Source organism: Exiguobacterium sp. SH0S2, assembly GCF_004337185.1.
Taxonomy (GTDB): Bacteria; Bacillota; Bacilli; order Exiguobacteriales; family Exiguobacteriaceae; genus Exiguobacterium; species Exiguobacterium aurantiacum_A.
Genome location: NZ_SJVB01000004.1, coordinates 297,990 through 321,739, shown reverse-complemented (window position 1 = coordinate 321,739; position 23,750 = coordinate 297,990). Strand labels below are relative to the sequence as shown.

The following is a 23,750-nucleotide window of genomic DNA, read 5'->3' as shown; positions in this document are numbered from 1 at the left end:
CGACTTGCATGTATTAGGCACGCCGCCAGCGTTCGTCCTGAGCCAGGATCAAACTCTCCAAAGAATTTGATATAGCTCTTGAAAATGACGAAGCTTGCGCTTCAATCAAAACTTGTAAAACTTTTTTTGCCTCATCGTTCAGTTTTCAAAGTTCGTCAGTTAAGATGGTGGGCCTAAGTGGACTCGAACCACCGACCTCACGCTTATCAGGCGTGCGCTCTAACCGGCTGAGCTATAGGCCCATAATAAAAATGGTGCACCCTGAGAGATTCGAACTCCCGGCCTTTAGATTCGTAGTCTAACGCTCTATCCAGCTGAGCTAAGGGTGCATGGTGCGGTCGAGAGGACTTGAACCTCCACGGTGTTAACCACCACTAGGCCCTCAACCTAGCGCGTCTACCGATTCCGCCACGACCGCAGCGTAATTAAATGTTACGAGGAATAAAAATGGTGAGCCATGCAGGGCTCGAACCTGCGACCCTCTGATTAAAAGTCAGATGCTCTACCAACTGAGCTAATGGCTCAAATATAAGCTGGGCTGGAAGGGATCGAACCTTCGCATGTTGGAATCAAAATCCAATGCCTTACCACTTGGCTACAGCCCAACGTAAATGGCGGTCTTGACGGGATTTGAACCCGCGATCTCCTGCGTGACAGGCAGGCATGTTAACCCCTACACCACAAGACCAGTATACGCGCTTAAATTTGAAATGGTGGAGGATGACGGGATCGAACCGCCGACCCCCTGCTTGTAAGGCAGGTGCTCTCCCAGCTGAGCTAATCCTCCGAAATGGTGACCCGTACGGGAATCGAACCCGTGTTACCGCCGTGAAAGGGCGGTGTCTTAACCGCTTGACCAACGGGCCATTTATTTGATTGATGTTTTCTAAAAAGTAAGTGGCGGAGACGGAGGGATTCGAACCCTCGCACCGGTTTCCCAGCCTACTCCCTTAGCAGGGGAGCCCCTTATAGCCGCTTGGGTACGTCTCCAAAATAAAATGGCTCCGCAAGTAGGATTTGAACCTACGACCTACCGGTTAACAGCCGGTTGCTCTACCACTGAGCTATTGCGGAACGTTGCTTGATTTTTTCAAAGTAACGATTTAAATTGTAACCGCAAACCCGAAACGTGTCAATCACTTTTTTAGAAAAGCTTTAATTTTTCATGCCGCGCTCTTGGCGACCTCTATAAGATATCACGGTCAAAAACGACCGTCAACACTTTTTAATAAAAAAGTTGAGCAAAATGAAACCACTTTGCTCAACTCCGACTTTCTTCTTACTAAATATCGATTTATTGTTTTTTAGGCTCTAGCATCGTCAGGCTGATCCGGCCCCGGTTGGCATCGACTTGCTCGATCCAGACGGTGACGATGTCCCCGACCGCGACGACGTCGAGCGGATGTTTGACGTAACGGTTCGACAACTTCGAGATGTGGACGAGCCCGTCCTGTTTGACCCCGATGTCGACGAATGCCCCGAAGTCGATGACGTTGCGAACCGTCCCTTGGAACTCCATCCCGACCTGCAAGTCTTCTAAGTTCATGACGTCCGTCCGTAAAAGCGGCTTTTGAATATCCTCACGTGGATCACGGCCCGGTTTGGCAAGCGACTTCAAGATGTCTTCGACCGTCGGCAGTCCCGCCTCAAGCGTTTCGCTGAGCACTCGGGCATCGACCGATTTCAACCGATCTCGCAACTCGGCCGTGCCGACCGCTGCTTTCGAGACACCGAGTTCCTTCAATAGAGATAACGTCAACTTGTAACTCTCTGGGTGGATCTCGGTTTGGTCGAGCACGTCGCTCCCGTTCGTGATGCGAAGGAAGCCAGCCGCCTGCTCATACGCCTTCGCCCCAAGACGCGGCACTTTCTTGATTTCTTTACGGGTATTGAAGCGCCCGAACTCATCACGATACGCGACGATATTTTTTGCCGTCGTCTTATTGAGGCCCGATACGTACGTGAGCAACGACTCGGAAGCCCGGTTCACATCGACACCGACCATGTTGACGACGCTCTCGACGACGAACTCGAGTGAGCCTTTCAATTTGTTTTGACTGACATCATGCTGGTACTGTCCGACCCCGACCGATTGCGGGTCGACTTTCACAAGCTCGGCCATCGCATCTTGGATCCGACGGGCAATCGATACAGCCGAACGTTCTTCGACTTTCAACTCCGGGAACTCAGATCGCGCAATCTCGGAAGCCGAGTATACGCTGGCACCGGCTTCATTGACGATCGCGTACGCGATCTCACGCTCGGCCGTCTTCAGCCAGTTCGAGACAAATTGCTCGGTCTCACGTGAGGCGGTCCCGTTGCCAATGACGATGACGGAGATTGGATAGCGTTTCACAAGAGATGAGAGCACTTTTTCTGAACCGGTCACGTCATGCTTCGGCGCCGTCGGATAGAACACGCCGACTTCTTCGACTTTCCCGGTCTCGTTGACGACGGCCCACTTACAGCCGGTCCGGTAGGCCGGGTCAATACCGAGCACGACGACTTCACGGAGTGGCGGCTGCATATAGAGTTGCTTCAAATTCTTCGCGAAGACGTCGATCGCTTGTTCTTCAGCCGTCTCGGTCAACGAACTGCGGATTTCACGTTCGATGGCCGGGAAGACCGATTTCTTGAACGCGTCCTTTATAGCGAGCGTCACGACATCCCGTTTCTCGGTCGGAAGACGATCTAACTTACTGATTGCTCGTTTCAAGAACAACGTCTCGTCAAAGACGAGCTTCACTTGGAGCACGTCGGTCCGCTCACCCCGGTTCAACGCGAGGATGCGGTGCGGCACGATGCCGACCACTTTCTCCTCGTAGTCGTAATACTGGGCGAACACTTCTTTCTCATCTTCTGCCGCCTTTTTCTTTTGGGACCGGAGGAGTGCCTCGTTCCGCACTTTCGTCCGCAGCGTCTGGCGGAGCGCTGCCTCTTCCCCCCACTCTTCCCCGATGATCGCTTGTACGAACGGAAGCGCCTCTTCTAGCGCCAGTTCACCCGCGAGTCCCTCCGCTTGTTGCACCGAATAAGCAGATACTTCTCGGAACCAGTCGGCGAGCGGCTGCAGCCCCTTCTCTCGTCCCTGCTCGGCTTTCGTCCGGCGCTTCGGACGATACGGCAAGTAGATGTCCTCGACTTGTTGGAGACTCGTCGCGACCTCGATGGCCCGTGTCAGCTCCGGCGTCGCCTTCTCGAGTTCTTCGAGTTTTGCGAGGACGTCTGTTTTCCGTTTTTGGAGACTCTCTTCGTATTGGAGCGAGTCGAGGATCGCTTTGATCTCGACTTCGTCCAAATTCCCCGTCATCTCTTTTCGATAGCGGGCCATGAACGGGATCGTCGCTCCATCCGACGCAAGTTGTTGTACCGTCTCGATTTGACTCGTATTCAGCTTTAATTCGTTCGCAATCTTCGTAATCAATCGAATCACTTCCTTTTCTCTTCTCTATTGAAGTGTAGCAAACTCTGTAGAAGACGACAAAAAAACGATGACCGTTTAGTCATCGCTTGAGAATACTTCGTTGAGTGGGACTTTGATGGCCTCACGCAATTTCTCGAGCGCGCGTCGTTGTAGACGTGACACGTGCATCTGGGAAATACCGAGGAGTTCGCCCGTCTCTTTTTGACTCATGTTTTTATAGTAAGCACATTCCAAAATCGCTTGTTCCCGCTCGTTCAAGACGCTGAACGCCTTTTCGAGAATGAGGCGCTGGTCGACTGACTCATACCCACGCTCTTGGCTGCCGACGAGGTCGAGCAGTGTGACCGTGCTGCCTTCATTGTCCGCTTCAATTGAGCTGTCGACCGAGAGCGCTTGATAGCTCTTGCCCATCTCGAGCGTTTCGAGAATTTCTTCATCGGAAACGCCAAGGTATTCGGCGATCTCATCGATGCGCGGTGACCGTTGCAGTTCTGTCGTCAGCTCTTCGACCGTCTTCTTGATTTTCGGTCCAAGCTCCTTGATCCGACGCGGCACGTGAACGCTCCACGTCTTGTCACGGATGAAACGCTTGATTTCACCGATGATCGTTGGAACGGCGAATGATTCGAAGCTGCGTCCGAACTCCGGGTCGAAACGGCGAAGTGCGGCGAGCAACCCGATCATCCCGACTTGCACAAGGTCATCATGGATGGCCCGGCCACGCGAGAATTTTCGAGCGAGCGCTTCAACAAGGTCTGAGTATCGGTTGATGAGGAGCATCTGGACTTCTTCGTTTTGATCGTCCTGTTGATAGCGCTCAATCCACTCTAATACTTCATCATCACTGTGATGGCGTTGTTGAGATTTTGCTGGCACTCTGATCCACCTCGTCCCTGTTAAGGAGTTTCGTCATCGTCACTTTGACACCGTTGTCCTTGTTGATCGAGACGTTATCCATTAACGCTTCAATGAGGAAAAGACCGAGTCCCCCTTCGTGAAGCGATTCGATTTCTGCCGTCTCCTCGACCGGAGCCGCTTGGCGTTTCACGTCGTCCGAGAACGTCTTGCCCGAGTCTTCGATCGTCATCTCGAGGCGGTCGTCGTGGACGCCGCACGTGAGCTTCACTTCACCCTCTTGGTCTTCATAAGCGTGCTGAACAGCGTTGCCACACGCTTCCGAGACCGCGATTTTAATATCCTCGATCTCGTCGTACGTATATCCCATACGGTTAGCGATTCCTGAGACGACTAAACGGACCACGCCGACATATTCCGGTTTGGCCGGGAACGTCATCACCGTCTGTTCGATGTTACTCATTTCGTGCCACCTCTTACGTTTGTATTGATCGACAATAACTTGTCTAGGCCTGTCAATTCAAAGAGACGGTTGACGCGATCGGTAACGCCGACGAGCGACAACTCTTTCTCGTTACGTTTGGCAATTTTAAGTGCGCCGACGAAGACGCCGAGACCTGTTGAGTCCATATAGTCGACTTCGTCCAAATGAACGATGACATCTTGTTCCGTAATCGCCGGGTGCAAGACCTCTTTCAATTTTGGTGCCGTATATGTGTCTACCTCTCCAGAAACGTAAAGGTGTAATTGTTCTCCAATGACTTGCTCGCGAATCGCTAAATCCATTGTATATTCCCTCCTAATGTTACGCATAGAAAAATTGAGTACGATTAATCATATTTCCCTTATTTCAGGATTTGAAACCACTTTTATCGATCTTTTTGAAAAAAAACCGATACCCATGTACCGGTTTAGTTATATGTAAGCTAGAGCGGGATTAATCCCATACTGATCTCTAGCGCTCGGTCAACTTTGTGCATCGTCTCATCATCGAGATGAGTGACTTTATCCGTCAGACGACGCTTATCAATCGTTCGAATCTGTTCAAGCAAAATCACGGAGTCTCGTTCGAGGCCGTGTTTGACTTGATATACTTCCACATGAGTCGGCAGTTTTGCTTTCTGGATCTGAGCCGTAATCGCAGCGACAATGACGGTCGGGCTAAAGCGATTGCCGATATCGTTTTGAATGACGAGAACCGGACGAACTCCACCTTGCTCTGAACCGACTACGGGCGACAGATTCGCATAAAACACGTCACCACGCTTTACGATCACTCCGCTCACACCCCGCTTACTTGACGTAAGAGAGCATGTTCGGCTTCCGTCTCAATCATCAGCATCTCTTCTGCCATATTCAAATTAAACGCGGCCATCTCTTGATAGCCTTTCGCCAATTCTTCACGCAGTGCTTGTTGTCGATCAGCAATTTCCTTAGACAAGTACGTCACTACATCGTTCAATGACAGTGATTCACGATCTTTCATCGAAATCGGACTCACATGCTGCGAGAACCGATCTGGAACGGACACTAGAGCACCCGCAGTTCGCTGTTTCAACATCTTGCACCTCCAGAATCGTTTCGGTGATTGGCGGAATTTTTCCCGCGTTCTTTATCAATATAACACGCAAGAATGGGAAAATATAGAGGATTCACGAAAGAATTCAGATAATTTCACACGTTTATGATTTACACGTAGCGCCGTGGCAATCGACTCGTCAATTGACAAACGACCTCGTAATTGATGGTCCCGAGGTGTGCCGCGAGTTCATCGATGGCGACCGCCCCGCCGATCAACGTGACGACGGTGCCGACCGAGAACTCGTGCGGAAGGCGGATCATGAAGCGGTCCATGCACACCCGTCCGACGATCGGGCAACGCTCGCCCTCGACGTCGACTTCGAAGCCGCTCGCCTTGCGGATCCAGCCGTCGGCATAACCGACCGGTACCGTCCCGATCCATTCATCGGCCGTCGTCGTGTAAGTCGCACCGTAGCTGACCGTCTGCCCGGCTTCAAGCGTCTTCACTTGCATGAGTCGGCTCTTCAATGTGAACGCCGGTTTCAAGAACGCATACGCCGACGCCATCTCGCTCGATGGGTATAACCCGTACAGCGCGATGCCGACACGGACAAGGTTATAGGGAACATCTTCTCCGGCCATCCGGATCGCCCCGGCCGAGTTCGATGTATGAATGTAGCGGAAGCGCGGGATGAGTCCGTCGATCAACTGACTGAACCGCTTTTGTTGCTCGTAATAGAGCGGACTGTCCGGTTCGTCGGCCGTCGCGAAGTGTGTATAAATCCCTTCGACGTCAAAGCGGTCGTCGGCTGCATCGAGAAGTGCGTCAAGTTCGGCCCGCGTCCGCAAGCCGAGACGTCCCATGCCTGTGTCGACTTTGACGTGTACGGTGAGCGGCCGCTCGGTCACATACGCTTTCGCCTCACGTAACCAGTCGGCCGAGAACACGGAGAGCGTCACATCATGCTCGGCCGCGACTCCGGCGTATTCTGGGAATTGTGCTTCCATGACGAGGATCGGGGCGGTGATACCGGCGTCTCGAAGCTCGATTGCTTCTTCAAGCAAGGCGACTCCGAGCATCGTCGCCCCGTTTGCGAGCGCGATGTTCGCGACCTCAACGGCCCCGTGCCCGTAGGCGTTCGCTTTCACGACCGCCATGAGCGCTTGCGGGATACGTTTTTTGATTTCGATGATGTTGTGGGCGATCGCCGCCCGGTCGATTTCAATCCAACTTGGACGAAACATGGTGATCCCCCTCTTCAATGATGACTTGTGCGACGGCGTACCGTTCGCTATGGCTAATGCTGACATGAATCCGGCCCGGGTGAGGCGCCGTCATATGCGGGCGTCCCGTCTCGTCCGGCAATATTTCGATCTGCTGCCACGACAAACCGCGGGCGATGCCTGTCCCGACCGCTTTGGCGTAGGCTTCTTTCGCCGCGAACCGACCGGCGACGAACTCGATTCGGCGTTCGTCTGAATACGTGAGGGCAAGCCCGCGCTCTGCCTCCGTAAGCACCCGGTTCATAAAGCGAGGTTGTTCGATCGAGCGAGCGATCCGTTCTAGCTCGACGATATCGATTCCGATTCCCGCAATCATAGGACACTCGCTCCTTTCCTTTTTCACTCGTTTCCTTATACAATTAAGAAAAGAGGTGATGCTATGTTTAGTCGTACTGAGAATGTTCAAACGTTCGTACGGGCGTATCCGCTCGTAACGCTGTTCATTGTAATCCAACTGCTCGTGTTTGTCATCGATTCTTTGATGCCCTCACTGCGTATCGTCGCGCTCGGAGGGTCGTTCCACCTCGCGCTCGCCCAGGGCGAGTGGTACCGTCTCGTGACAGCCAACTTCATTCATTTAGGCCTCGGTCACTTGCTGTTCAACTCGTTCGCGCTCATCATTTTCGGACCTGCCATGGAACGCATGGTCGGTCATGTGAAGTTCGCCGTGTTTTATCTCGTGGCGGGTGCGCTCGCCAACTTGTTGACCTTCTTCACGGTGAGCGAACTGTTCTACCTGCAGGCCGGTGCTTCGGGTGCGATTTTAGCGATTCTCGGCTTCTACGTTTTCATCGGCCGCTTCCGCCGTACGCTCATCTACAGCCAAGACGCTCGACTCGTCTATATCTTCGTCGCCATCAGCGCCGTGTTCACGCTCATCGGGTCGAACGTGTCGCTTTGGGGACACGTGTACGGATTCTTGGCCGGATTCTTGCTCGCGATCCCGCTGTCTCGTTTCACGGTGCCTTACTCGCGTCCGCTCCGTTACGGGAAGTACAAGCCGCGGAAGTACGCTCCGCCTGTCGTCCATTCGAGCGACAGCAAATGGATTTTCTACGTCATTATCGGGCTCGCCGTTTTCGGCTTGTTCGCACAGTTCTTATGAAAAAATGGCCAAGCGCTCAGCGCTTGGCCATTTGAATTAAATCTGATTTTTATGACGTGCGTCTTGGAGCGCGTCGACCAAGTCTTTGACGTCTTCGACGAGGTTTTGGATCGTGTCTTGGTTTTCTTCGTACAACGCCTTCAAGTCCATGACGCGATCTTTCAAGCTGCTTTTCGATGAGGCTTGGAGCCCAACCGAATGTGATTGCGTCGATGTGTCCGTCGACTTGAGTCGTGACTTCATCCCTTTGAGCTGTCTGATCTGCTGATCGCGTGTCTCTTTGTGGAGTAGCGATGCGCTGGCACCGATAATGGCACCTGCCGCCAAACCCATCCAGAAGTAGTTCTTGTTCATAAAAAAATCCTCCCCTAACGTGACGTTATGTTTATTATAGGTTATCCGGTTCACTGACGACATAGTGTTTTATGATCGGACCGGCCCCTTTTTGTTCGACGGCTTCTTTCAACCGTTCTTGAAACAGTAAGTAGTCGGTCGAATCACGGAACCGATTTCCTTCTTCAGTGAATTGAATGATGACAATCCCGTGGTTGTCGTCCGGGTCAACGCCGAGCCGATACGCGGCAAATCCGTTGTGCCCAGACCCGAGACGAGACTTTTCTTTCAGCAATCGGTGGAACAAGAGCGACCGGGCGTTCGAGTCGACCGGGATGTTCGCATAGATGATATTCCCTGTCGGCGCGAATTGTCCTGCCGCTTCTTCGATCTGGAACGTCTTCCCACTCTGGAACGGGGACTTGTCCCCTTCGGCAAGCAAGATTGTCTCGTTGCCGCTCGCGACGATGACGCCCGGTTCCTTGCGCAACCGATCGGCCACACTGCCTGAGGCGAACGTCATAAACAGTTTAGACAAGTTCCTCACAGCCTTTCGCGAGCATGATGTCCTTCTCTGTGATGCCTCCTTCGTCGTGTGTCGACACGGTGAGCGTGACGTTGCGATACTCGATCAATATGTTCGGATGATGGTTGAGCGTCTCGGCCATATCGGCGACGAGATGAACGAATTGGATCGCCTCCGGAAACGTCTCGAGGCGATACGTTTTTTGTAACTCCCCTTCGACGACTTCCCAGCCCGGTAATCGTGACAACTGTTCAGACAGTTCGGTCGATGACAAAATCATCAGCTGATTCCCCTTTCGATTGCAGTTCCTCTTACACTTACTACCCGACCAAGCGCGAAAATAATCTTTTTCGCATGCCGCAAAATGATTTAGAATAAGAAAGATAGCCAAATCATTCTTCACAAGAGAGAGGAGACTTCCCATGCGGGCATTGATCGTCATTGATTATACGTTTGATTTTATCGCAGACACGGGTCGTTTGACTTGCGGGAAACCCGGGCAAGACATAGAAGAACGAATCGTCCAGTTGATCGAGGAATTTTCAACAGAGGACTACGTCGTCGTCGCGAACGACGTCCATGACGCCGGCGACACGTATCACCCTGAAACGACGTTGTTCCCACCCCACAACATTCGGGGCACGGAAGGTCGCGAGTTGTACGGCGCCGTCAAACCCGCCGCCGAACGCGCCGATCATTGGATCGACAAGACGCGTTACAGCGCCTTCGCAGGCACAGACCTTGACCTTCGCCTACGTGAGCGCGGCATCCATGAAGTCCATCTCGTCGGTGTATGCACCGACATCTGTGTGCTCCATACGGCCGTCGATGCGTACAACCTCGGATACAAGATCGTCGTCCATGCGGATGCGGTTCAAAGCTTTAACCCGGTCGGACACGACTGGGCGCTCGAACATTTTGTCACGACCCTCGGAGCTACTGTGACCGGGAAGTGACGCCAAACAGAAAGGAAACTACAATGTTACATCGCAACTTAGCGCTTCATACCGACCTTTATCTCCCACGCTGGATGTATATTTATTGGAAACAAGGCCGTCATAACGAAAAAGTCGTCTTCGACCTTTACTACCGCTCGAACCCGTTCAGCGGCGGTTACGTCGTCTTCGCCGGCTTGCAAAATATCGTGCACTATTTAGAGAACGTCTCGTTCACGGAAGCCGATATTGCTTATTTGAAAGAACAGCTCGGGTTCGAGGACGAGTTCGGTGACGTTCTCCGCAACTTCAAGTTCACCGGTTCTCTCTATAGTGTGCGCGAAGGTGAAATCATCTTCCCGCACGAACAAGTCGTCCGGATCGAGTCGACGATCTTCGAAGCGAAGCTGTTCCAAACGGCGCTCCTCAACATCGCTAACCATGAGTCACTCATTGCCTCGAAGTACGCCCGAATCCGTCAAGCCGCGCCGAATGAGACGTTGCTTGAAGGCGGGGCCCGCCGTGCCCAAGGCGTCGACGCCGCCTACTATGGGACGCGCGCCGCTTACATCGCCGGCTTTGACGTGACGAGCCTCGTTTCGGCAGGACGTGATTTTAACGTCCCGACCGGAGGGACGATGGAGCACGCCGACATCCAGTTTCATGATGACGAACTCGAGGCGTTCCGTTCGTTTGCCGAGATGTATCCGGACAACACGAGCCTGTTGATCGACACATACGACACGCTCAAATCGGGGCTCCCGAACGCCATCACGGTCGCAAAAGAGCTCGAGGCGAAAGGATACCGCTTGAAATCGGTCCGTCTCGATTCGGGCGACCTTGCCTACTTATCAAAACGGGCTCGGAAAGCATTGAACGCGGCCGGTCTCGACTACGTTAAAATTGTCGTCTCAGGTGACCTCGACGAGTACGTCATCCAAGACTTGCGGATGCAAGGCGCTGAAGCCGACACGTTCCTCGTCGGGACGCGCGGGATCACGGCTTATGAACAGCCGGCCCTCGGGATGGTGTACAAGCTCGTCGCCCGTGAAGGGGCCGACGGCGAGTTGAAACCGGTCATCAAAGTGTCGTCCTCGAAAGTGAAGACGACGACCCCGCACAAGAAAGAACTTTACCGGATCATCGATAACGAGACGGGCAAGTTCAAAGGGGATTACATCGCGCTCGCCGACGAACCGGTCGAGACGTATACAGAGATCGACTTGATCGACGTGCGTGACCCGGCGTTCCGAATCAAGACGCGCAACTTCACCGTCAAACGTTTGCTCGAACCGATCTTCCTAGATGGGAAGCGCGTGTACGACTTGCCGAGTGCGACAGACATCCGCCAGTATCACCATGAGCAGATGAACGGACTATGGGAAGAGTACAAGCGACTCCGGTTGCCAGAAGTGTATGCGGTCACGTTCAGCAAGCCGCTGTGGGATTTGAAGCTCGAAATGATCCGTCAAACACGGATTCCAAAATAAAGAAAAGGTTACGGGGCGTCCCCGTAACCTTTTCTTTATGCGGTCGTCATTTCGTGCGCATGGAGTTTATCTTCTTTTCTCCGAAAGTAAAGTGCGATCGAAAGGGAAATCAAAATCAAGATGAAATAGATGGTCCGCTGCCAAAACGTCGCCTCCGTGTCCCCCTGGAACAAGGCGATGATATAGTCACTCCCACTCACGAAGAACAGTCCCGAGAGTAAAAGAAAGATGCGATACCCGGCTCGACTCCGTTCTTGCTTTACTTTGAAGAAAAGGACACCGTAATAACCGATTGCTAGGATCGTGATATATCCGATTATGCCAACAATCCAACTCATGGTGATGCCTCCTTATCCTCTGATATTCACGTCGCTTCCCCGTTATCGTAACACAATCTTCGAATCAGACTATGTTAAGATGAGTTAAAGAAAACGTGGAAGGGATCGATACGATGAAAACGTTCCGTCTGGTCCAAGTCCGCCTCGTCCAAGACGAGTACGGCAACGAGTTAAACCTCCCGATCGAGCTGCTCGACGGGTTGATCATCTCGAAAGAACACGATAATGAATGGCTCCTCGAAATGCTCGTCCCGACCGAATTTGCCGTCATGCTCCACCACTATTTGAATAAACGGATCCTTCTTTTAGCAGAGGCGGTCATCACCTCGGCCAATAACCGTCCCGCGGCCATCGCGATGACGTTCACGAGCGAGCGTTCGCTGTCGAACCATCACACGTTCGTCGCTGAAGGATTGATGCTCCTGCCAAAACAAGATCCGACGAAACAAGTTCTCGACTCCTTGATCTCAGAAGGGGTGGCGGACGCCAATCTCAAACCGTCGTTCTTCGAAAAACAAGTCGAGCAGCAACAGTCGTTCAGCCGCTCTGCCTTCACCCAGCTCGTCAAGACAGGATCGTTCGAATAAGCGAACGGTCTTGTTTTTCTTTCCCCGTTTTTGTAAACGGCTCAACCAAAAAAGACGAAGAATTTTCTCCGCCTTTAGATATACATGAAAAACAAGATGACCATCATCGTCATCCCGATGACTTTGAGCACGGTGCTCCCAAGGAATGCGAGCACCGTCCCGACGCCGATGCTCCACGCCTCGCGCGTCGTTTTGCCGAGCGTGAGCTCCGCTAAAAACGCAAAGATGAACGGGAAGATGAGTACGCCGACGAGCGGGAAGATGAACGGTCCGGCGATTAAACCGATGGTCGCGCCCCACTTCGCCCGTTCCGAGCCGCCGCGCTTGTCGACTGTCGCCCGTGTGACGATGTAGTCGACCGCAAACAAGAAAATCAAGAACAGGATTTGCCAGAGCCAAAACGTCCATGTGAGCGGTTCAAACGAGAACCCGAATCCGTAAATCACATAACCGATGAATAAGAACAGCACGCTCGGGATGACCGGATAGATCAATCCCGCGAACGCGACAACAAATGATGCGATGATGAAAATCCAGAGCAATGTCGTCATGAGCCTCTCCTCACTTCGTGACGATCTCGTTCGTAATATGATCGGCAACGTTCACTGCCTTTACGACGAACTGATCTTCACGATGTTCGATATAGTTCGAGCAGGCGTTCCGCATGGCATGGCGGAACGTGTACGTGTCATCGACCGCCGATAGGGCGGCTTTGATTGCATGCGAATGGCAGACGACGATGATCCGCTTCCCTTTATGCACCTCGACGAGATGTTCCATCCCTTCAAGCACCCGGGCCCGCATCTCGTCTTCCGACTCAAGACCCGGAACCCGTTCCTGATCGTCCGCTTGAACGGCCTCGTAAATGCCAGGCACCGGTTTGCCTGACGCATGGCCGAACTCACGCTCGATGAACCGTTCGTCTTGAATAATCTCGCCCGGACCGATCCCACACGCCTCCGCGATGTAATGGGCCGTATCGATTGCTCGCGTGAGCGGGCTCGCGACGATCACGTCCCAGTTCTCTTGACTTAAAAAAGCCGCGCTCTCTTCGGCTTGGCGATGCCCAAGCGCATTGAGCGGGATATCTTCCCGTCCTTGAATGATTTCTTGAAAATTCCAATCTGTCTGACCATGTCGGACTAAACAAAGTTCCGTCACACTCTTCACTCCTTCGTAATCGTTAAATCTTTTCCAATCGTAACATCTTTCTAAAAAAGCGCAACGTCACGTCAAGGCATCGTCGATGAAACGATCGATGCGGGCCATGAGCTGTGTTTCTTTAATCGGATTATCAGATTGGAGAAAACTTGCAAGCGAGTGGGTACCGTTCGGGAACGAGATGAGCTGGACGTTCGCCCCGACCTCACTGGCGTGCTCGACGAAATGGAGCGCTTGCCCGAACGGGACGATCGGGTCTTTTTTCCCGTGCAAGATGAGAATCGGCGGCGCGTCGTCATACAGATGTGTGACCGGTGAACATTTCACCATCAATTCACGCCACGCCTCGCGACTGCCCTCGTAAAACTTCAAGTGCGCAAGCCATGTCTGGATGAACTTGAACAAGAGGAAGTTCGTCGGCGGATACAGCGCGATGACACCTTTCATCGGCGGCACATCGTCACCGAGTTCACCTGTGAACTGTTTACCCCGGTCGAGCGCCGTCGCGAGGACGAGCGCCGCCCCAGCCGAGTCCCCCCAGCCGATCAATTGATCGATATCGAGATTGAGAAGCCCGTCATGTTGTTTCAAGTAACAGAGCGCGTCAGACACGTCGATGATGTTGTCCGGGAAGTAGACCCCGTCCTCGAACAGTCGATAGTCGATGCTGACGATGGCGAACCCTTTCCCCAAGAAATGATCGAGAAGGGGATGGAACAACGTCACCATGCCTCGGCCTCCGCGGACGAACGCGCCACCGTGCGCGTAGACGGCGACCGGGAACGGTCCATCGCCCGGTGGGTAGTATATATCGAATTGGAGCGGTTGGTCGTTGACGACCTTGTACGTGTGGGTTCGTCGTTTGCGTATAGACGGGCGAACCGTCATCTCTGGTTCTTGCCATCTAACGAGCGAACCGTACTGATTCCAAACGCTCGCCCCGGCTGCGGTCGCCGCCGCTAACGCAGCGCCCCCGACAAACCAGGCGGTCTCCTTTCTCATACAAATCCACTCCTCGCTCTTTTTTTAATCATATTCCCTTTTTCTTAAAAAACCATCCATCGGAAGTCGGACTTGACGTGTGATTGACTGCCCCCTATAATATTAGACGCAGTCACAGAACGTAACCGTTACGGTTTAATAATTGATATAGAGAATTGAGAGGCGGAATAATACATGAACAAGAAATTAATGAGCGTCGCCGCGGCCGGGACACTTTTACTCGGCGGTTGCGCCAACAACGAAGAGAGCAATGCTACAAATGCTACAGACGAAGCGAGCGATCAGTTGACGGTATACGCGTCGACATTCGCCTTAAAATCGATTGCCGAAGAGATCGGGGGCGATCGCGTCCGCGTTGAGATGGTGATCCCGCCCGGCGCCGACCCGCACACGTACGAGCCGACTTCAAAACAGATGACACAGATCGCGGAAGCTGATCTATTCCTCACGATCGGCCATGACCTTGAGCCGTACGTCGAGTCGATGGAACAGAGTCTCGCGAGTGAGGACGTCACGTTCGTCAAAACAGCAGAAGACATCGCTCTGCTCTCGGCTGACGACACGGTCCACGTTCACGGTGAGGATGAGCACGGCCACGAAGCAGACGAGCATGGCCACGAGGAAGATGGGCATACGGAAGAAGAAGCAGGCCACAGCGAGGACGACGGTCACAATCACGGCCAATACGACCCGCACGTCTGGCTCGATCCGATGAACGCCGTCTCGATGGCAGAAGCGGTTGAGGCGTCGTTCGCCGAGCAAGCGCCTGACTATAAAGACGAATTCGCAGATCGGTTGAGCGCATTCAAAGAAGAAGCCGACACGCTCGATGCCGAGCTGCAAGCGGCTGTCGACGCCGGTTCGAAGTCAGAGCTCCTCGTGACGCACGCGGCTTATGGCTACTTGGCGGAACGATACGGTTTCGACCAGCTTCCGATCACTGGTCTCACGCCGTCTGAAGAGCCGTCACAGCAAGCGTTGAAGCGAGTCATCGAAGAGGCAGAGCTCCATGACTTGAAGTACATCGCGTTCGAGGACACGGTGACACCGAAAGTGGCCGAAGTCGTCAAAAATGAAATCGGTGCCGAAGCGGTGACGATTTACAACCTTGAATCGGTCACGAAAGAACAGATGGACCAAAGCTATTTCGACTTGATGCGCGAGAACGTCAAAGCACTTGAAATCGCATTGAAATAAACGAAATCCCGAAGCATGTGAACTTACACGCTTCGGGATTTTTTATGCATTGGCTCGACGATCCACCATCTTCAAACAAACGATAAGTAAGAGGATTAACGCGATTATAAGTGTCAACAGCAAGGTTTGTGTATCGACAAGTTGAGACGTCTTCCACGTTTTCAAGGATAGAACTGACCAAATTTGGCTCAACATAAAGCTAGACAGTGCAATGAAACTGATATGAAATACTGTCAGTTCTGGAACAAGTCGTCGACTAACTAAATAACTATTCATGACGAGCATGAGCAGATAAACCGTAAGTAGCACATCCCATACGCTTTGCAACGACTCATACGCATCGAATCCGCTATGCCGATACAAAAACAAGCCCATCAATACGAGTAAAGATCCGAGCGTCAGACGCCCAATCCATTTCTCCCCCGTTTGATAACCTAAAAACGGATTAATGAAAAGCCCAATCCATAACAGAAGTCCTAAAAAATCCACGCTCCATCCCTCCGTCATTTTTGTTAAATTATACCATGTGATAGAGGAATTCATTCATAATAAATCAACACGAGCTCATCCCGTTCGCTCGCCTCGTCACAGAAGCGCTTCAACAGCGTCCATTTGAGCCAAATGTCATCGAGACTGTCACGATTCACTAGCGCCATCTCTCCGACATCTTCTTTTTTGAAGGCGTTCATCGCGTCTTTGACGATATGAAGCAGCTGCGGCGTCAAAATCCCGACGACGACCGCCTGCTTCTCATTGACGACCAACTCTTCCCCGATGACGGCCATCTCCAAGTTATACGTATCATTCCCGTCGATATACACCTCGATTTGACCGAGTATTTGTTGAAACCGTTCAATATTTGGAAGCGTCAACGTCTCGTACGTGTCACGGTGTTGCTCGTGCACGTGAAGCAACCAGTCTAAAATCATCTCCGGGTCTTGACCGAACGAGACCCATACTTCCGGGGAAATGCGTATATAATGTGTCGTCTCCATGAGTGAACGCCCCCCTTTTCTTCACTTTACCCTTCTTTCAGACGCAAAAAAACCGTCTACGTATATTCGTAGACGGTTTGTTGCTTATGAACGGAACGTACCCGTTTTGACTTCTTCTTCCTCGTTATCCCAAGCCTCTAAATATTCACGACCAGGCAGGTCTTCGATCGAGTCGGCATAAAATACCGGATCGTCTCCTTGACGGCGTTGCTCCAAATAATCGTCGAGCACGAGCCGCGCGACTTTCGCAAGACGGAAAATCGCATACAAGTTGACGAGCGCCATGAGTCCCATGAACACGTCGGCGATCGACCAGACGAGACCGGCCGAACGGATCGCTCCGAAGAGGACCATCCCGACGACACCGATGCGGTAGAGCGTGACATAAATCTTTTTATTCGAGATGAACTGAATGTTCGTCTCACCATAGTAGTAGTTTCCTAGGATCGAGCTGAACGCGAACAAGAAAATCGCAATCGTCAGGAACGATGTCGCCATCGGACCAATCTCAGCCGTGAGTGCCGCTTGTGTCAATTCGACACCTGCGAACGCTTCCGAACCAGCCACGCCTGACAACAAGATGATCATCGCTGTCGACGTACAGATGAGAAGTGTATCGACGAAGACGCTGAACGATTGGATCAAGCCTTGTTTGACAGGGTGTGATACTTCAGCAGTCGCCGCCGCGTTCGGAGCCGACCCCATACCTGCTTCGTTCGAGAACAGACCGCGGCGAATCCCCTGAAGGACCATCGCCCCGATTGCCCCGCCGAACAGTTGCTCGAGCCCGAGCACACCTTCAGAGAAGATGAGACCGAACACGCTCGGCAATAGCGAAGCGTTTGAAATCATGATCCATAAAGCTAGCAAGATGTAACCGCCGGCCATAATTGGAACGATGATACTGGAAAGTACGGCGATCGATTGAATTCCACCGAAGATGACGATTGCTGTGACGACTGCCAATACGATACCGACCGTCGTCGTACTAATTCCAAATTGGTTGCTCACAGACAACGAAATCGTGTTCGACTGTACCGAGTTAAAAGCAAAACCGAACGAGAACGTGATGAGGATGGCGAACAAGATGCCGAGCCACCGTTGTCCGAGGGCACGCTCCATGTAGTAAGCCGGTCCCCCGCGCCATGTACGGCCATCTCGAATTTTATAGACCTGTGCGAGCGTGCTCTCGACGAACGCCGAGGCGGAACCGACTAAAGCGATGATCCACATCCAGAAGACAGCTCCCGGACCACCGAGCGCGATCGCTGTCGCGACACCGGCGATGTTGCCTGTTCCGACACGTGCTGCCGTCCCGATGGCGAACGCTTGGAACGAAGACACTTGTCCTTTTTCACGCTTCATGCCGTCTTTGAACAAGAGGCGGAACATTTCAGGAAGCATACGGAACTGAACGAACCCCATGCGAATCGTGAAGTAAAGGCCTAACGCGACAAGAACGACGATGAGCACCGACGACCAGAGCAGGTCGTTCGCTTGCCCAACAAACTTTTCGATCATATTCTCCATCTTCAATCCTCCAAAATGTATGTTTAGTTATAAGTAAAAGTTATGTCAACTTTCTTAACATGATTAGAATTATAGGAAAAGTGTGCGGAGAATGCAATCTTTTTCAGCAATTTTCAAGTTTCACACCCAAACAATAGAAAAAGCGACCGGCCCATGGCCAGTCGCTCTGATTATTTAATTCACTTAGATGAACAGGTTCAAGTTGCCGCCTTCAGCTGCCCCGAGGTATGCTGCCACACCGCCGAGATTGATGCCGTCGATCAACTCTTCTTCTTTGATTCCCATGACATCCATCGACATCGTACAAGCGACCATCTTGACGCCTGCTTCTTGTGCCGATTTAATCATTTGGTCAAGTGATGGCACGTTCTTGTCGCTCATCACTTTCTTCATCATTTTCTGGCCAACCCCACCGAAGTTCATGTTCGAGAGCGGAAGTTCTCCAGCATGCGAAGGCATCATCATGCCGAACATCTTCTCGAGACCTTGCTTCTTCACGTCAGGTGCGTCTGGTTTACGAATGACGTTCAATCCCCAGAATGTGAAGAACATCGTCACTTCTTTGCCCATTGCCGCTGCGCCTTGAGCGATGATGAACGAGGCGAGGGCACGGTCGAGGTCTCCGCTGAAGACGACCATCGAAGCGCCGTCGCCGGCTGGTGCTCCTGCTTGAGCGGCCGCAGGGCCGTTGCCTTTTTGAAGGATCGCTTCGACGCGACCGTTCACGAACTGTTTCGAGACGAGTTTATTACCCGTCTTTTTCGCCCATGCTTCGATGTCTGCGAAGAAACCAGGATCGCTTGCGAGGACGCGGAGCGTCTCGCCTTCGCCGAGCTCTGCCACTTTTTTATTTACTTCTAAAATCGGGCCCGGGCATTGAAGACCACATGTATCAAGGAAAATCGGTTCTCCGACTGGTTCATTCGTCATTGCGGGTGGTGCCTCCTTCGTTGCTGTCGCAGCAGTCTCATCTGCCGTTTTAACTGTCTCGAGCGCGTCAAAATCACGTCGTACTTGCGACCACGTCTTGTAGCCACCGCTCAAGTTTTTCACTTTAAAGCCATTTTGGCGCAAGATGCGTGAAGCCAGGTAGCCACGAAGGCCGACTTGACACGTCACGTAGATCGTCTCGTCTTTACTATAGCTGTCCAAGTTGTCACGGAGCGAGTTGAGCGGGATGTTGATCGACCCAGGAATTTTCCCGAGCTCATGCTCAGACTCGTCACGGACGTCAAGGAGTGTCGCACCGTTCTCGACCAATGCGTCAATCTCGTCCCAATGCACGACTTCGTTGTCACCGAGGATGACGTTCGAGGCGACGTAACCGATCATGTTGACCGGATCTTTCGCCGAGCTGAACGGCGGTGCGTAGCTAAGTTCGAGGTCTGGCAGGTCGAGGACCGTCAAACCACCTTTGATTGCTGTCGCGATGACGTCGATCCGTTTATCGACACCGTTCATCCCGACACCTTGAGCACCGTAGATTTCACCCGTTGTCGGATGGAACAACAGTTTGAGTGAAACCGGAGTCGATCCTGGGTAGTAGCCTGCGTGTGAACCTGGGTGCACGTGGACGGCTTCAAACTCTTTGCCGGCCGCTTTCAAACGTTTCTCGTTCCATCCTGTCGAAGCGACAGTCATGTCGAACACTTTTGCGATCCCGGTACCCATCGTCCCGTTGTACTTCACGTCGCGGCCGTTAATGATGTCGGCAACGAGGCGTCCTTGACGGTTGGCTGGCCATGCGAGCGGAACGACCGTTGGCTCTTTGAAGATATAGTCGAGCACTTCGACCGCGTCCCCGATCGCATAGATGTTCGGATCCGACGTGAGCATCTTCTCGTTGACACGGATAGCGCCACGTGTTCCTGTCTCAAGACCGGCTTCTCGGGCGATCGTCGATTCAGGAATGACCCCGATCGACATGACAACCATGTCCGTTTCAATGACACGGCCGCTCGTCAAATGAATCTTCTTCCCTTGATCAGAGAACGACGACACGCCGTCTGACAATTGGAGGTCCACGCCATGGAGACGCATATGTTCATGGATTGGTGCGACCATCTCACGGTCGAGCGGTGTCATGACTTGATCCGCCATTTCGACGAGCGTCACGTCAACGCCGCGTTCACGTAAGTTTTCAGCCATCTCGATTCCGATGAAGCCGCCTCCGATGACCGTCGCGTGTTTCGGTGCCTTGTCATCGACGTAGCTGCGGATTTTATCTGTATCCGGAATATTTCGGAGCGTGAAGATATCTTCTGCTTCCTCGATTCCAGGAATGTTCGGACGAATCGGTTTCGCTCCAGGCGACAAGACGAGGACGTCGTATGACTCATCGTACGTTTCACCCGTTTGGACGTGTTTCACCGTCACCGTCTTCTCAGCGCGGTTGATTTTCATCACTTCCGTCAAGTTGCGGATATCGAGTTGGAACCGTTTGTTCATGCCCTCAACTGTTTGGACGAGCAATTTTTGACGGTCTTGAATCACGTCACCGATGTAGTATGGGAGACCACAGTTGGCAAATGAGATATATTCGCCACGGTCGAACATGACGATTTGATTTTCTTCATTTAAGCGACGGAGACGTGCGGCTGCCGAAGCACCACCTGCTACCCCACCGACAATTACGATTTTTTTACTCATTGCTCATTTCCTCCTTTGACGACTTCACCAGGCCAGCTCATCAAGCCGTCTTCTATATTGACCACTTTATAACCTTTTGCTTCCATTTGCCAAGTAGCTTGCGTGCTGCGAGCGCCCGAACGACAAAGCACGATGTACTCTTGGTCTGTGTCGAGCGTATCAATCCACTCCGTTATTTCAGAGAGCGGATAATTCGCCGCCCCCGCGATGTGTGCTTCTTGAAACTCGTCGCGTTCGCGCACGTCGACGATGTTTACAGGGACTTCAAAGTCCATTTGACGTTTTAAAGCCGATGCTTTCATCTTTGTTTACCCATCCTTTTTATCTATAGTCATTTCACGTATTCATGATCAGCTTGGTAGCGGGCGTTCGATAAACTTTGTGATTCATTGAACAATTCGCTTCCACGTCATTAATATACCCCCTATGGTATGCGATTGCAAGGGAAAAGTTTGACGAATCGGCAAACAGTCGATTTTTTCCGGCTTAAACGTTGTTGCTCGACACATACTCCCCCACGTATTAAGATGAGACTACACACTACTAGTTGGGTTACTGAACGATTTGAATATAGAGGTGAAACTTATGGAACAGTATCAATACGACACGAAAGTGTTGAACCGGATGAAACGGGTCGAAGGCCAGATCCGGGCCATCATCCGCATGATGGAAGAAGGCAAGGAGTGTCGCGACGTCGTGACACAACTGAGCGCGGCCCGATCGGCACTCGACCGCGCCTCGACGATCATCGTCGCCAAGAACTTGGAGCAGTGCATCATCACGGCGCAACAAGATGGCGAAGATACGTCGGAAACGGTCGAAGAAGCCATCAAAATGTTGATGAAACGCTAGTTCCCCTTGCTTTCCCCTCTCAAATGGGAGAAAGTTAGAGTAACGACTTTTAAGGGGGATTTCTTTGTGAACTTCGAAGAAAAAGTAGAATCATTCAAAGCGCTCGTCGCAGAACGCAACATGACGTTCAAAGAGAGCGAGACCGAAACGCACGTCACGTTTTTAACGCGTGAAACGACTAAATCTGGGGCCCAGCCCGTTATGATTATCGCCTTCAACAAAAAGACGACTGACGCCGAGCTATACGCCGCGACAGTGACGCACGTGCCGGACTACGTCGAAGACCTACCGATCCTCAACGCATTGAACGAGTTCAACCAAGAGTTCAAGTACTTCCGTTGCGTGCTCGACAGCGACCGTGACGTCACGCTCGCTTCAACGCTCGATCTCGACCTCGGCTTCTCACCGGAAATCATCTTGCAACATTCGTTCATGATGTTCCAAGCAGCCGACGAAGTGAACGAGTACATGCAAAAACTGTACACGCAAGTTCAATAATTGTAGACCGCCAGACAGAAAAGACGATCATCCCGAACGCATCGGGACGATCGTCTTTTCTTGTGTACTCATACGTTATCTCTCGTAGCTAGGGCACGGGGAGAAGTTGCAATATACCACTGGTAACAAAGAATGATGATTAATAAAAGATCAACCAAATCCCCACCGTAATACATCCACATGGCTCCTGCCTCTGCCTCTCCTGTTGGCACCCCATTTGGTGGGCTCACATAAATTATTTTTGCCAATATCTTATGTCCGGCCAACGCTGCAATCAATACAAGTGATCGGTATATGTAGCTGTATCGGTGTGACGTGACGTCCACATAAATCAAAGAAATGGTAAACAAATACCCTGCTAAAAACACATGTAGATGAATTAACACATATAAAAGAATTGATTGATGCATCAGTGAATACAAATCCGTCATGTAGAGCAGATATAGTCCTCCAATGTTGAGAACGGAAGCCGTGACCGGATTCGTGAAGAATTGGAGCAGCCGACTTTTTAATACGCGTGTCACTCTTCTCGCGACGTGTACATCAAGCGTCCGTAACAGTAACGTCATCGGGGCGGACAAGGCGAGACACAACGGCGCCAGCATGCCTAGAAACAGATGACTAATCATATGCCCGACAAAATTGGTGTGGGCAAAAGTCGCTAACGGTCCAACCAAAGTAAGGCCTACACAAACAATACCTATCATCCATAACCCGTAGCGATATAGCGGCCACGGTTTATAAGCGCGACTCGTGAAAATTCCGGCGAACGAATAAGCAAGGAGAGCCATAAACAACAAAATCACGACCACCGCCTCATAACCGCCACTTATCGTCTGGACATGGGAATGCATCCTCATTTATCTTCCTTCTTTCACAAGTAGCTTCCGTTTCTGCGTTTGGTTAAAGAGCACTAAACCACCTATGAGAATGACGAGGGCCGTAACATTCCAAACGAGGTCATATGGAAGAATCTCAACGCCATAACGAATCTGATGAATTTTCAGTAGTTTGTGATGAATAATCCCATCGTAGAGTTGAAAAAAACCAACGCCGATCAGGACGCCACTGATCCACCGCTTCATCCAAAATGACTTTCTTCTCCGTAGGTCTGCCAGGAGGAACAAGGAAGCTACGGTCGCAAACCAACTGAACGCATGAAATAACCCGTCTGAGAATAAGCCGACGGCAGACGTCGATTTATCATAGAAATGATGCCACGCCAATAATTGATGAAATACCGTCTCATCCACAAATGCAATCAGGCCCAATCCGAACAGAAATCCCGAACCAAGGTTTCGGAACGCGTATGCATACGGACTACCTTCCATGTTTCGGCACCTCCAAATTAATAACAAAGTTTTCGGACATATTTCGATTCCCTTTTGTTTACTAATTAAACGCCGTCCTAATTTAAGAGCAGAAACAATATCACTTTTATGAAACGTTTAGCCCAATTTTTCCGTAC

General features: G+C 51.8%; 29 protein-coding genes, 10 tRNA genes and 1 rRNA gene. 7 read left to right on the top strand and 33 right to left on the bottom strand.

Annotation, left to right across the window (positions count from 1 at the left end):
• From EVJ21_RS12230 to acpS, 19 genes are all read right to left on the bottom strand, one after another.
• Window positions 1–64: ribosomal RNA gene (locus EVJ21_RS12230) — 16S ribosomal RNA — on the bottom strand; the annotation flags it as partial.
• 101 nt (window positions 65–165) lie between these two features.
• Window positions 166–242, bottom strand: a tRNA-Ile gene (locus EVJ21_RS12225).
• Between the two features lie 10 nt (window positions 243–252).
• A tRNA-Arg gene (locus EVJ21_RS12220) sits at window positions 253–329 on the bottom strand.
• 1 nt (window position 330) lies between these two features.
• A tRNA-Leu gene (locus tag EVJ21_RS12215) sits at window positions 331–418 on the bottom strand.
• A gap of 30 nt (window positions 419–448) precedes the next feature.
• Window positions 449–524: transfer RNA gene (locus EVJ21_RS12210), tRNA-Lys, on the bottom strand.
• A 9-nt stretch (window positions 525–533) separates the two neighbouring features.
• A tRNA-Gln gene (locus tag EVJ21_RS12205) sits at window positions 534–605 on the bottom strand.
• Between the two features lie 7 nt (window positions 606–612).
• Window positions 613–688 (bottom strand) — tRNA-Asp (locus tag EVJ21_RS12200).
• Window positions 689–711: 23 nt separating this feature from the next.
• Window positions 712–787: transfer RNA gene (locus EVJ21_RS12195), tRNA-Val, on the bottom strand.
• Window positions 788–791: 4 nt separating this feature from the next.
• Window positions 792–866 (bottom strand) — tRNA-Glu (locus tag EVJ21_RS12190).
• Between the two features lie 32 nt (window positions 867–898).
• A tRNA-Ser gene (locus EVJ21_RS12185) sits at window positions 899–990 on the bottom strand.
• A 9-nt stretch (window positions 991–999) separates the two neighbouring features.
• Window positions 1,000–1,074, bottom strand: a tRNA-Asn gene (locus tag EVJ21_RS12180).
• 220 nt (window positions 1,075–1,294) lie between these two features.
• Window positions 1,295–3,433 (bottom strand): Tex family protein, encoded by a 2,139-nt coding sequence (locus EVJ21_RS12175; protein WP_236633534.1) that lies wholly within the window; start codon window positions 3,431–3,433, stop codon window positions 1,295–1,297.
• Between the two features lie 66 nt (window positions 3,434–3,499).
• Window positions 3,500–4,300: an RNA polymerase sigma factor SigB gene (sigB, locus tag EVJ21_RS12170; protein ID WP_070329225.1), complete on the bottom strand. Its 801-nt coding sequence runs from the start codon at window positions 4,298–4,300 to the stop codon at window positions 3,500–3,502.
• The gene (rsbW, locus tag EVJ21_RS12165) at window positions 4,266–4,742 is read right to left on the bottom strand and encodes an anti-sigma B factor RsbW (RefSeq protein ID WP_131490624.1); all 477 of its coding nucleotides are present in this window, start codon (window positions 4,740–4,742) and stop codon (window positions 4,266–4,268) included. Before rsbW ends, sigB begins: the two co-directional genes overlap by 35 nt.
• Window positions 4,739–5,065 carry an STAS domain-containing protein gene (locus EVJ21_RS12160; protein ID WP_016510528.1) on the bottom strand — a complete coding sequence of 109 codons (327 nt, stop codon included), beginning with the start codon at window positions 5,063–5,065 and terminating at the stop codon, window positions 4,739–4,741. The genes rsbW and EVJ21_RS12160 overlap by 4 nt, the downstream gene beginning before the upstream one ends.
• Before the next feature lie 140 nt (window positions 5,066–5,205).
• A complete protein-coding gene (locus EVJ21_RS12155; RefSeq protein WP_016510516.1) occupies window positions 5,206–5,556 on the bottom strand; it encodes a type II toxin-antitoxin system PemK/MazF family toxin in 351 nt (116 codons plus the stop codon).
• Between the two features lie 5 nt (window positions 5,557–5,561).
• On the bottom strand, window positions 5,562–5,840 hold the full coding sequence (locus EVJ21_RS12150; RefSeq protein WP_070329223.1) for a hypothetical protein: 279 nt from the start codon (window positions 5,838–5,840) through the stop codon (window positions 5,562–5,564).
• Between the two features lie 128 nt (window positions 5,841–5,968).
• Window positions 5,969–7,045, bottom strand: coding sequence for an alanine racemase (gene alr / locus EVJ21_RS12145; protein ID WP_070329222.1), 1,077 nt, complete (start codon window positions 7,043–7,045; stop codon window positions 5,969–5,971).
• Window positions 7,023–7,400, bottom strand: a complete 378-nt coding sequence (gene acpS, locus EVJ21_RS12140; protein ID WP_070329221.1) for a holo-ACP synthase — start codon at window positions 7,398–7,400, stop codon at window positions 7,023–7,025. Before acpS ends, alr begins: the two co-directional genes overlap by 23 nt.
• 63 nt (window positions 7,401–7,463) lie before the next feature.
• On the opposite strand from acpS, the gene EVJ21_RS12135 reads away from it, so the two are divergent.
• On the top strand, window positions 7,464–8,189 hold the full coding sequence (locus tag EVJ21_RS12135) for a rhomboid family intramembrane serine protease (protein WP_131490623.1): 726 nt from the start codon (window positions 7,464–7,466) through the stop codon (window positions 8,187–8,189).
• A gap of 36 nt (window positions 8,190–8,225) precedes the next feature.
• Here EVJ21_RS12135 and EVJ21_RS12130 read toward each other — a convergent pair whose 3' ends face one another.
• Genes EVJ21_RS12130 through EVJ21_RS12120 form a run of 3 tightly spaced genes read right to left on the bottom strand, consistent with a single transcriptional unit; the run spans window position 8,226 to window position 9,328 of the window.
• A complete protein-coding gene (locus EVJ21_RS12130) occupies window positions 8,226–8,543 on the bottom strand; it encodes a hypothetical protein (protein WP_070329219.1) in 318 nt (105 codons plus the stop codon).
• Window positions 8,544–8,577: 34 nt separating this feature from the next.
• Window positions 8,578–9,060 carry a hypothetical protein gene (locus tag EVJ21_RS12125; RefSeq protein ID WP_236633533.1) on the bottom strand — a complete coding sequence of 161 codons (483 nt, stop codon included), beginning with the start codon at window positions 9,058–9,060 and terminating at the stop codon, window positions 8,578–8,580.
• The gene (locus EVJ21_RS12120) at window positions 9,053–9,328 is read right to left on the bottom strand and encodes a 4a-hydroxytetrahydrobiopterin dehydratase (RefSeq protein ID WP_070329217.1); all 276 of its coding nucleotides are present in this window, start codon (window positions 9,326–9,328) and stop codon (window positions 9,053–9,055) included. The genes EVJ21_RS12125 and EVJ21_RS12120 overlap by 8 nt, the downstream gene beginning before the upstream one ends.
• Window positions 9,329–9,470: 142 nt before the next feature.
• Here EVJ21_RS12120 and EVJ21_RS12115 point away from each other — a divergent pair, with 142 nt between their 5' ends.
• Window positions 9,471–10,004 (top strand): cysteine hydrolase family protein, encoded by a 534-nt coding sequence (locus tag EVJ21_RS12115; protein WP_070329216.1) that lies wholly within the window; start codon window positions 9,471–9,473, stop codon window positions 10,002–10,004.
• A 23-nt stretch (window positions 10,005–10,027) separates the two neighbouring features.
• On the top strand, window positions 10,028–11,473 hold the full coding sequence (locus EVJ21_RS12110) for a nicotinate phosphoribosyltransferase (protein ID WP_070329215.1): 1,446 nt from the start codon (window positions 10,028–10,030) through the stop codon (window positions 11,471–11,473).
• A gap of 35 nt (window positions 11,474–11,508) precedes the next feature.
• Here EVJ21_RS12110 and EVJ21_RS12105 read toward each other — a convergent pair whose 3' ends face one another.
• Complete coding sequence (locus tag EVJ21_RS12105; RefSeq protein WP_070329214.1) at window positions 11,509–11,811, bottom strand: hypothetical protein; 303 nt, start codon at window positions 11,809–11,811, stop codon at window positions 11,509–11,511.
• 95 nt (window positions 11,812–11,906) lie between these two features.
• Between EVJ21_RS12105 and EVJ21_RS12100 the strand changes: the two genes are divergently transcribed.
• Window positions 11,907–12,398 (top strand): YwpF-like family protein, encoded by a 492-nt coding sequence (locus EVJ21_RS12100; protein ID WP_236633760.1) that lies wholly within the window; start codon window positions 11,907–11,909, stop codon window positions 12,396–12,398.
• A 74-nt stretch (window positions 12,399–12,472) separates the two neighbouring features.
• On the opposite strand, the gene EVJ21_RS12095 is transcribed toward EVJ21_RS12100, so the two are convergent.
• The 3 genes from EVJ21_RS12095 to EVJ21_RS12085 form a co-directional block, all read right to left on the bottom strand.
• Window positions 12,473–12,949, bottom strand: a complete 477-nt coding sequence (locus EVJ21_RS12095; protein ID WP_070329213.1) for a DUF456 domain-containing protein — start codon at window positions 12,947–12,949, stop codon at window positions 12,473–12,475.
• Window positions 12,950–12,959: 10 nt separating this feature from the next.
• Window positions 12,960–13,559 carry a histidine phosphatase family protein gene (locus EVJ21_RS12090; protein WP_070329212.1) on the bottom strand — a complete coding sequence of 200 codons (600 nt, stop codon included), beginning with the start codon at window positions 13,557–13,559 and terminating at the stop codon, window positions 12,960–12,962.
• Window positions 13,560–13,625: 66 nt separating this feature from the next.
• Window positions 13,626–14,561, bottom strand: coding sequence for an alpha/beta hydrolase (locus tag EVJ21_RS12085; RefSeq protein ID WP_070329211.1), 936 nt, complete (start codon window positions 14,559–14,561; stop codon window positions 13,626–13,628).
• A gap of 174 nt (window positions 14,562–14,735) precedes the next feature.
• Here EVJ21_RS12085 and EVJ21_RS12080 point away from each other — a divergent pair, with 174 nt between their 5' ends.
• Entirely contained in the window at window positions 14,736–15,758 is a 1,023-nt protein-coding gene (locus EVJ21_RS12080) for a metal ABC transporter solute-binding protein, Zn/Mn family (protein WP_131490622.1), read from the top strand.
• A gap of 42 nt (window positions 15,759–15,800) precedes the next feature.
• Here EVJ21_RS12080 and EVJ21_RS12075 read toward each other — a convergent pair whose 3' ends face one another.
• From EVJ21_RS12075 to EVJ21_RS12055, 5 genes are all read right to left on the bottom strand, one after another.
• On the bottom strand, window positions 15,801–16,247 hold the full coding sequence (locus EVJ21_RS12075) for a hypothetical protein (RefSeq protein WP_131490621.1): 447 nt from the start codon (window positions 16,245–16,247) through the stop codon (window positions 15,801–15,803).
• 50 nt (window positions 16,248–16,297) lie between these two features.
• Entirely contained in the window at window positions 16,298–16,753 is a 456-nt protein-coding gene (locus tag EVJ21_RS12070; protein WP_070329208.1) for a hypothetical protein, read from the bottom strand.
• An 84-nt stretch (window positions 16,754–16,837) separates the two neighbouring features.
• Window positions 16,838–18,283, bottom strand: coding sequence for an alanine/glycine:cation symporter family protein (locus EVJ21_RS12065; RefSeq protein ID WP_131490620.1), 1,446 nt, complete (start codon window positions 18,281–18,283; stop codon window positions 16,838–16,840).
• A 183-nt stretch (window positions 18,284–18,466) separates the two neighbouring features.
• The gene (locus EVJ21_RS12060; protein WP_131466004.1) at window positions 18,467–20,932 is read right to left on the bottom strand and encodes a CoA-disulfide reductase; all 2,466 of its coding nucleotides are present in this window, start codon (window positions 20,930–20,932) and stop codon (window positions 18,467–18,469) included.
• Window positions 20,929–21,234: a rhodanese-like domain-containing protein gene (locus EVJ21_RS12055; RefSeq protein WP_016509667.1), complete on the bottom strand. Its 306-nt coding sequence runs from the start codon at window positions 21,232–21,234 to the stop codon at window positions 20,929–20,931. Before EVJ21_RS12055 ends, EVJ21_RS12060 begins: the two co-directional genes overlap by 4 nt.
• A gap of 283 nt (window positions 21,235–21,517) precedes the next feature.
• Here EVJ21_RS12055 and EVJ21_RS12050 point away from each other — a divergent pair, with 283 nt between their 5' ends.
• Together EVJ21_RS12050 and EVJ21_RS12045 are read left to right on the top strand one after the other, a co-directional pair.
• Window positions 21,518–21,784, top strand: a complete 267-nt coding sequence (locus tag EVJ21_RS12050) for a metal-sensitive transcriptional regulator (RefSeq protein WP_016509666.1) — start codon at window positions 21,518–21,520, stop codon at window positions 21,782–21,784.
• Between the two features lie 66 nt (window positions 21,785–21,850).
• A complete protein-coding gene (locus EVJ21_RS12045; protein ID WP_016509669.1) occupies window positions 21,851–22,282 on the top strand; it encodes a type III secretion system chaperone family protein in 432 nt (143 codons plus the stop codon).
• Between the two features lie 68 nt (window positions 22,283–22,350).
• Here the strand turns inward: EVJ21_RS12045 and EVJ21_RS12040 are convergent, their stop codons facing one another.
• The gene (locus EVJ21_RS12040; protein ID WP_131490619.1) at window positions 22,351–23,136 is read right to left on the bottom strand and encodes a cytochrome c oxidase assembly protein; all 786 of its coding nucleotides are present in this window, start codon (window positions 23,134–23,136) and stop codon (window positions 22,351–22,353) included.
• Window positions 23,137–23,142: 6 nt separating this feature from the next.
• A complete protein-coding gene (locus tag EVJ21_RS12035) occupies window positions 23,143–23,613 on the bottom strand; it encodes a DUF2243 domain-containing protein (RefSeq protein WP_131490618.1) in 471 nt (156 codons plus the stop codon).
• Window positions 23,614–23,750: the final 137 nt, after the last annotated feature.

Coding starts and splice junctions, on each gene's coding strand:
- EVJ21_RS12110 (WP_070329215.1), top strand. CDS start 10,028: ATGTTACATCGCAACTTAGCGCTTCATACCGACCTTTATCTCCCACGC.
- EVJ21_RS12120 (WP_070329217.1), bottom strand. CDS start 9,328: ATGATTTTGTCATCGACCGAACTGTCTGAACAGTTGTCACGATTACCG.
- EVJ21_RS12050 (WP_016509666.1), top strand. CDS start 21,518: ATGGAACAGTATCAATACGACACGAAAGTGTTGAACCGGATGAAACGG.
- alr (WP_070329222.1), bottom strand. CDS start 7,045: ATGTTTCGTCCAAGTTGGATTGAAATCGACCGGGCGGCGATCGCCCAC.
- EVJ21_RS12080 (WP_131490622.1), top strand. CDS start 14,736: ATGAACAAGAAATTAATGAGCGTCGCCGCGGCCGGGACACTTTTACTC.
- rsbW (WP_131490624.1), bottom strand. CDS start 4,742: ATGAGTAACATCGAACAGACGGTGATGACGTTCCCGGCCAAACCGGAA.
- EVJ21_RS12070 (WP_070329208.1), bottom strand. CDS start 16,753: ATGGAGACGACACATTATATACGCATTTCCCCGGAAGTATGGGTCTCG.
- EVJ21_RS12085 (WP_070329211.1), bottom strand. CDS start 14,561: ATGAGAAAGGAGACCGCCTGGTTTGTCGGGGGCGCTGCGTTAGCGGCG.
- EVJ21_RS12055 (WP_016509667.1), bottom strand. CDS start 21,234: ATGAAAGCATCGGCTTTAAAACGTCAAATGGACTTTGAAGTCCCTGTA.
- EVJ21_RS12095 (WP_070329213.1), bottom strand. CDS start 12,949: ATGACGACATTGCTCTGGATTTTCATCATCGCATCATTTGTTGTCGCG.
- EVJ21_RS12150 (WP_070329223.1), bottom strand. CDS start 5,840: ATGTTGAAACAGCGAACTGCGGGTGCTCTAGTGTCCGTTCCAGATCGG.
- EVJ21_RS12115 (WP_070329216.1), top strand. CDS start 9,471: ATGCGGGCATTGATCGTCATTGATTATACGTTTGATTTTATCGCAGAC.
- EVJ21_RS12105 (WP_070329214.1), bottom strand. CDS start 11,811: ATGAGTTGGATTGTTGGCATAATCGGATATATCACGATCCTAGCAATC.
- EVJ21_RS12160 (WP_016510528.1), bottom strand. CDS start 5,065: ATGGATTTAGCGATTCGCGAGCAAGTCATTGGAGAACAATTACACCTT.
- acpS (WP_070329221.1), bottom strand. CDS start 7,400: ATGATTGCGGGAATCGGAATCGATATCGTCGAGCTAGAACGGATCGCT.
- EVJ21_RS12065 (WP_131490620.1), bottom strand. CDS start 18,283: ATGGAGAATATGATCGAAAAGTTTGTTGGGCAAGCGAACGACCTGCTC.
- EVJ21_RS12035 (WP_131490618.1), bottom strand. CDS start 23,613: ATGGAAGGTAGTCCGTATGCATACGCGTTCCGAAACCTTGGTTCGGGA.
- EVJ21_RS12040 (WP_131490619.1), bottom strand. CDS start 23,136: ATGCATTCCCATGTCCAGACGATAAGTGGCGGTTATGAGGCGGTGGTC.
- EVJ21_RS12060 (WP_131466004.1), bottom strand. CDS start 20,932: ATGAGTAAAAAAATCGTAATTGTCGGTGGGGTAGCAGGTGGTGCTTCG.
- EVJ21_RS12135 (WP_131490623.1), top strand. CDS start 7,464: ATGTTTAGTCGTACTGAGAATGTTCAAACGTTCGTACGGGCGTATCCG.
- EVJ21_RS12130 (WP_070329219.1), bottom strand. CDS start 8,543: ATGAACAAGAACTACTTCTGGATGGGTTTGGCGGCAGGTGCCATTATC.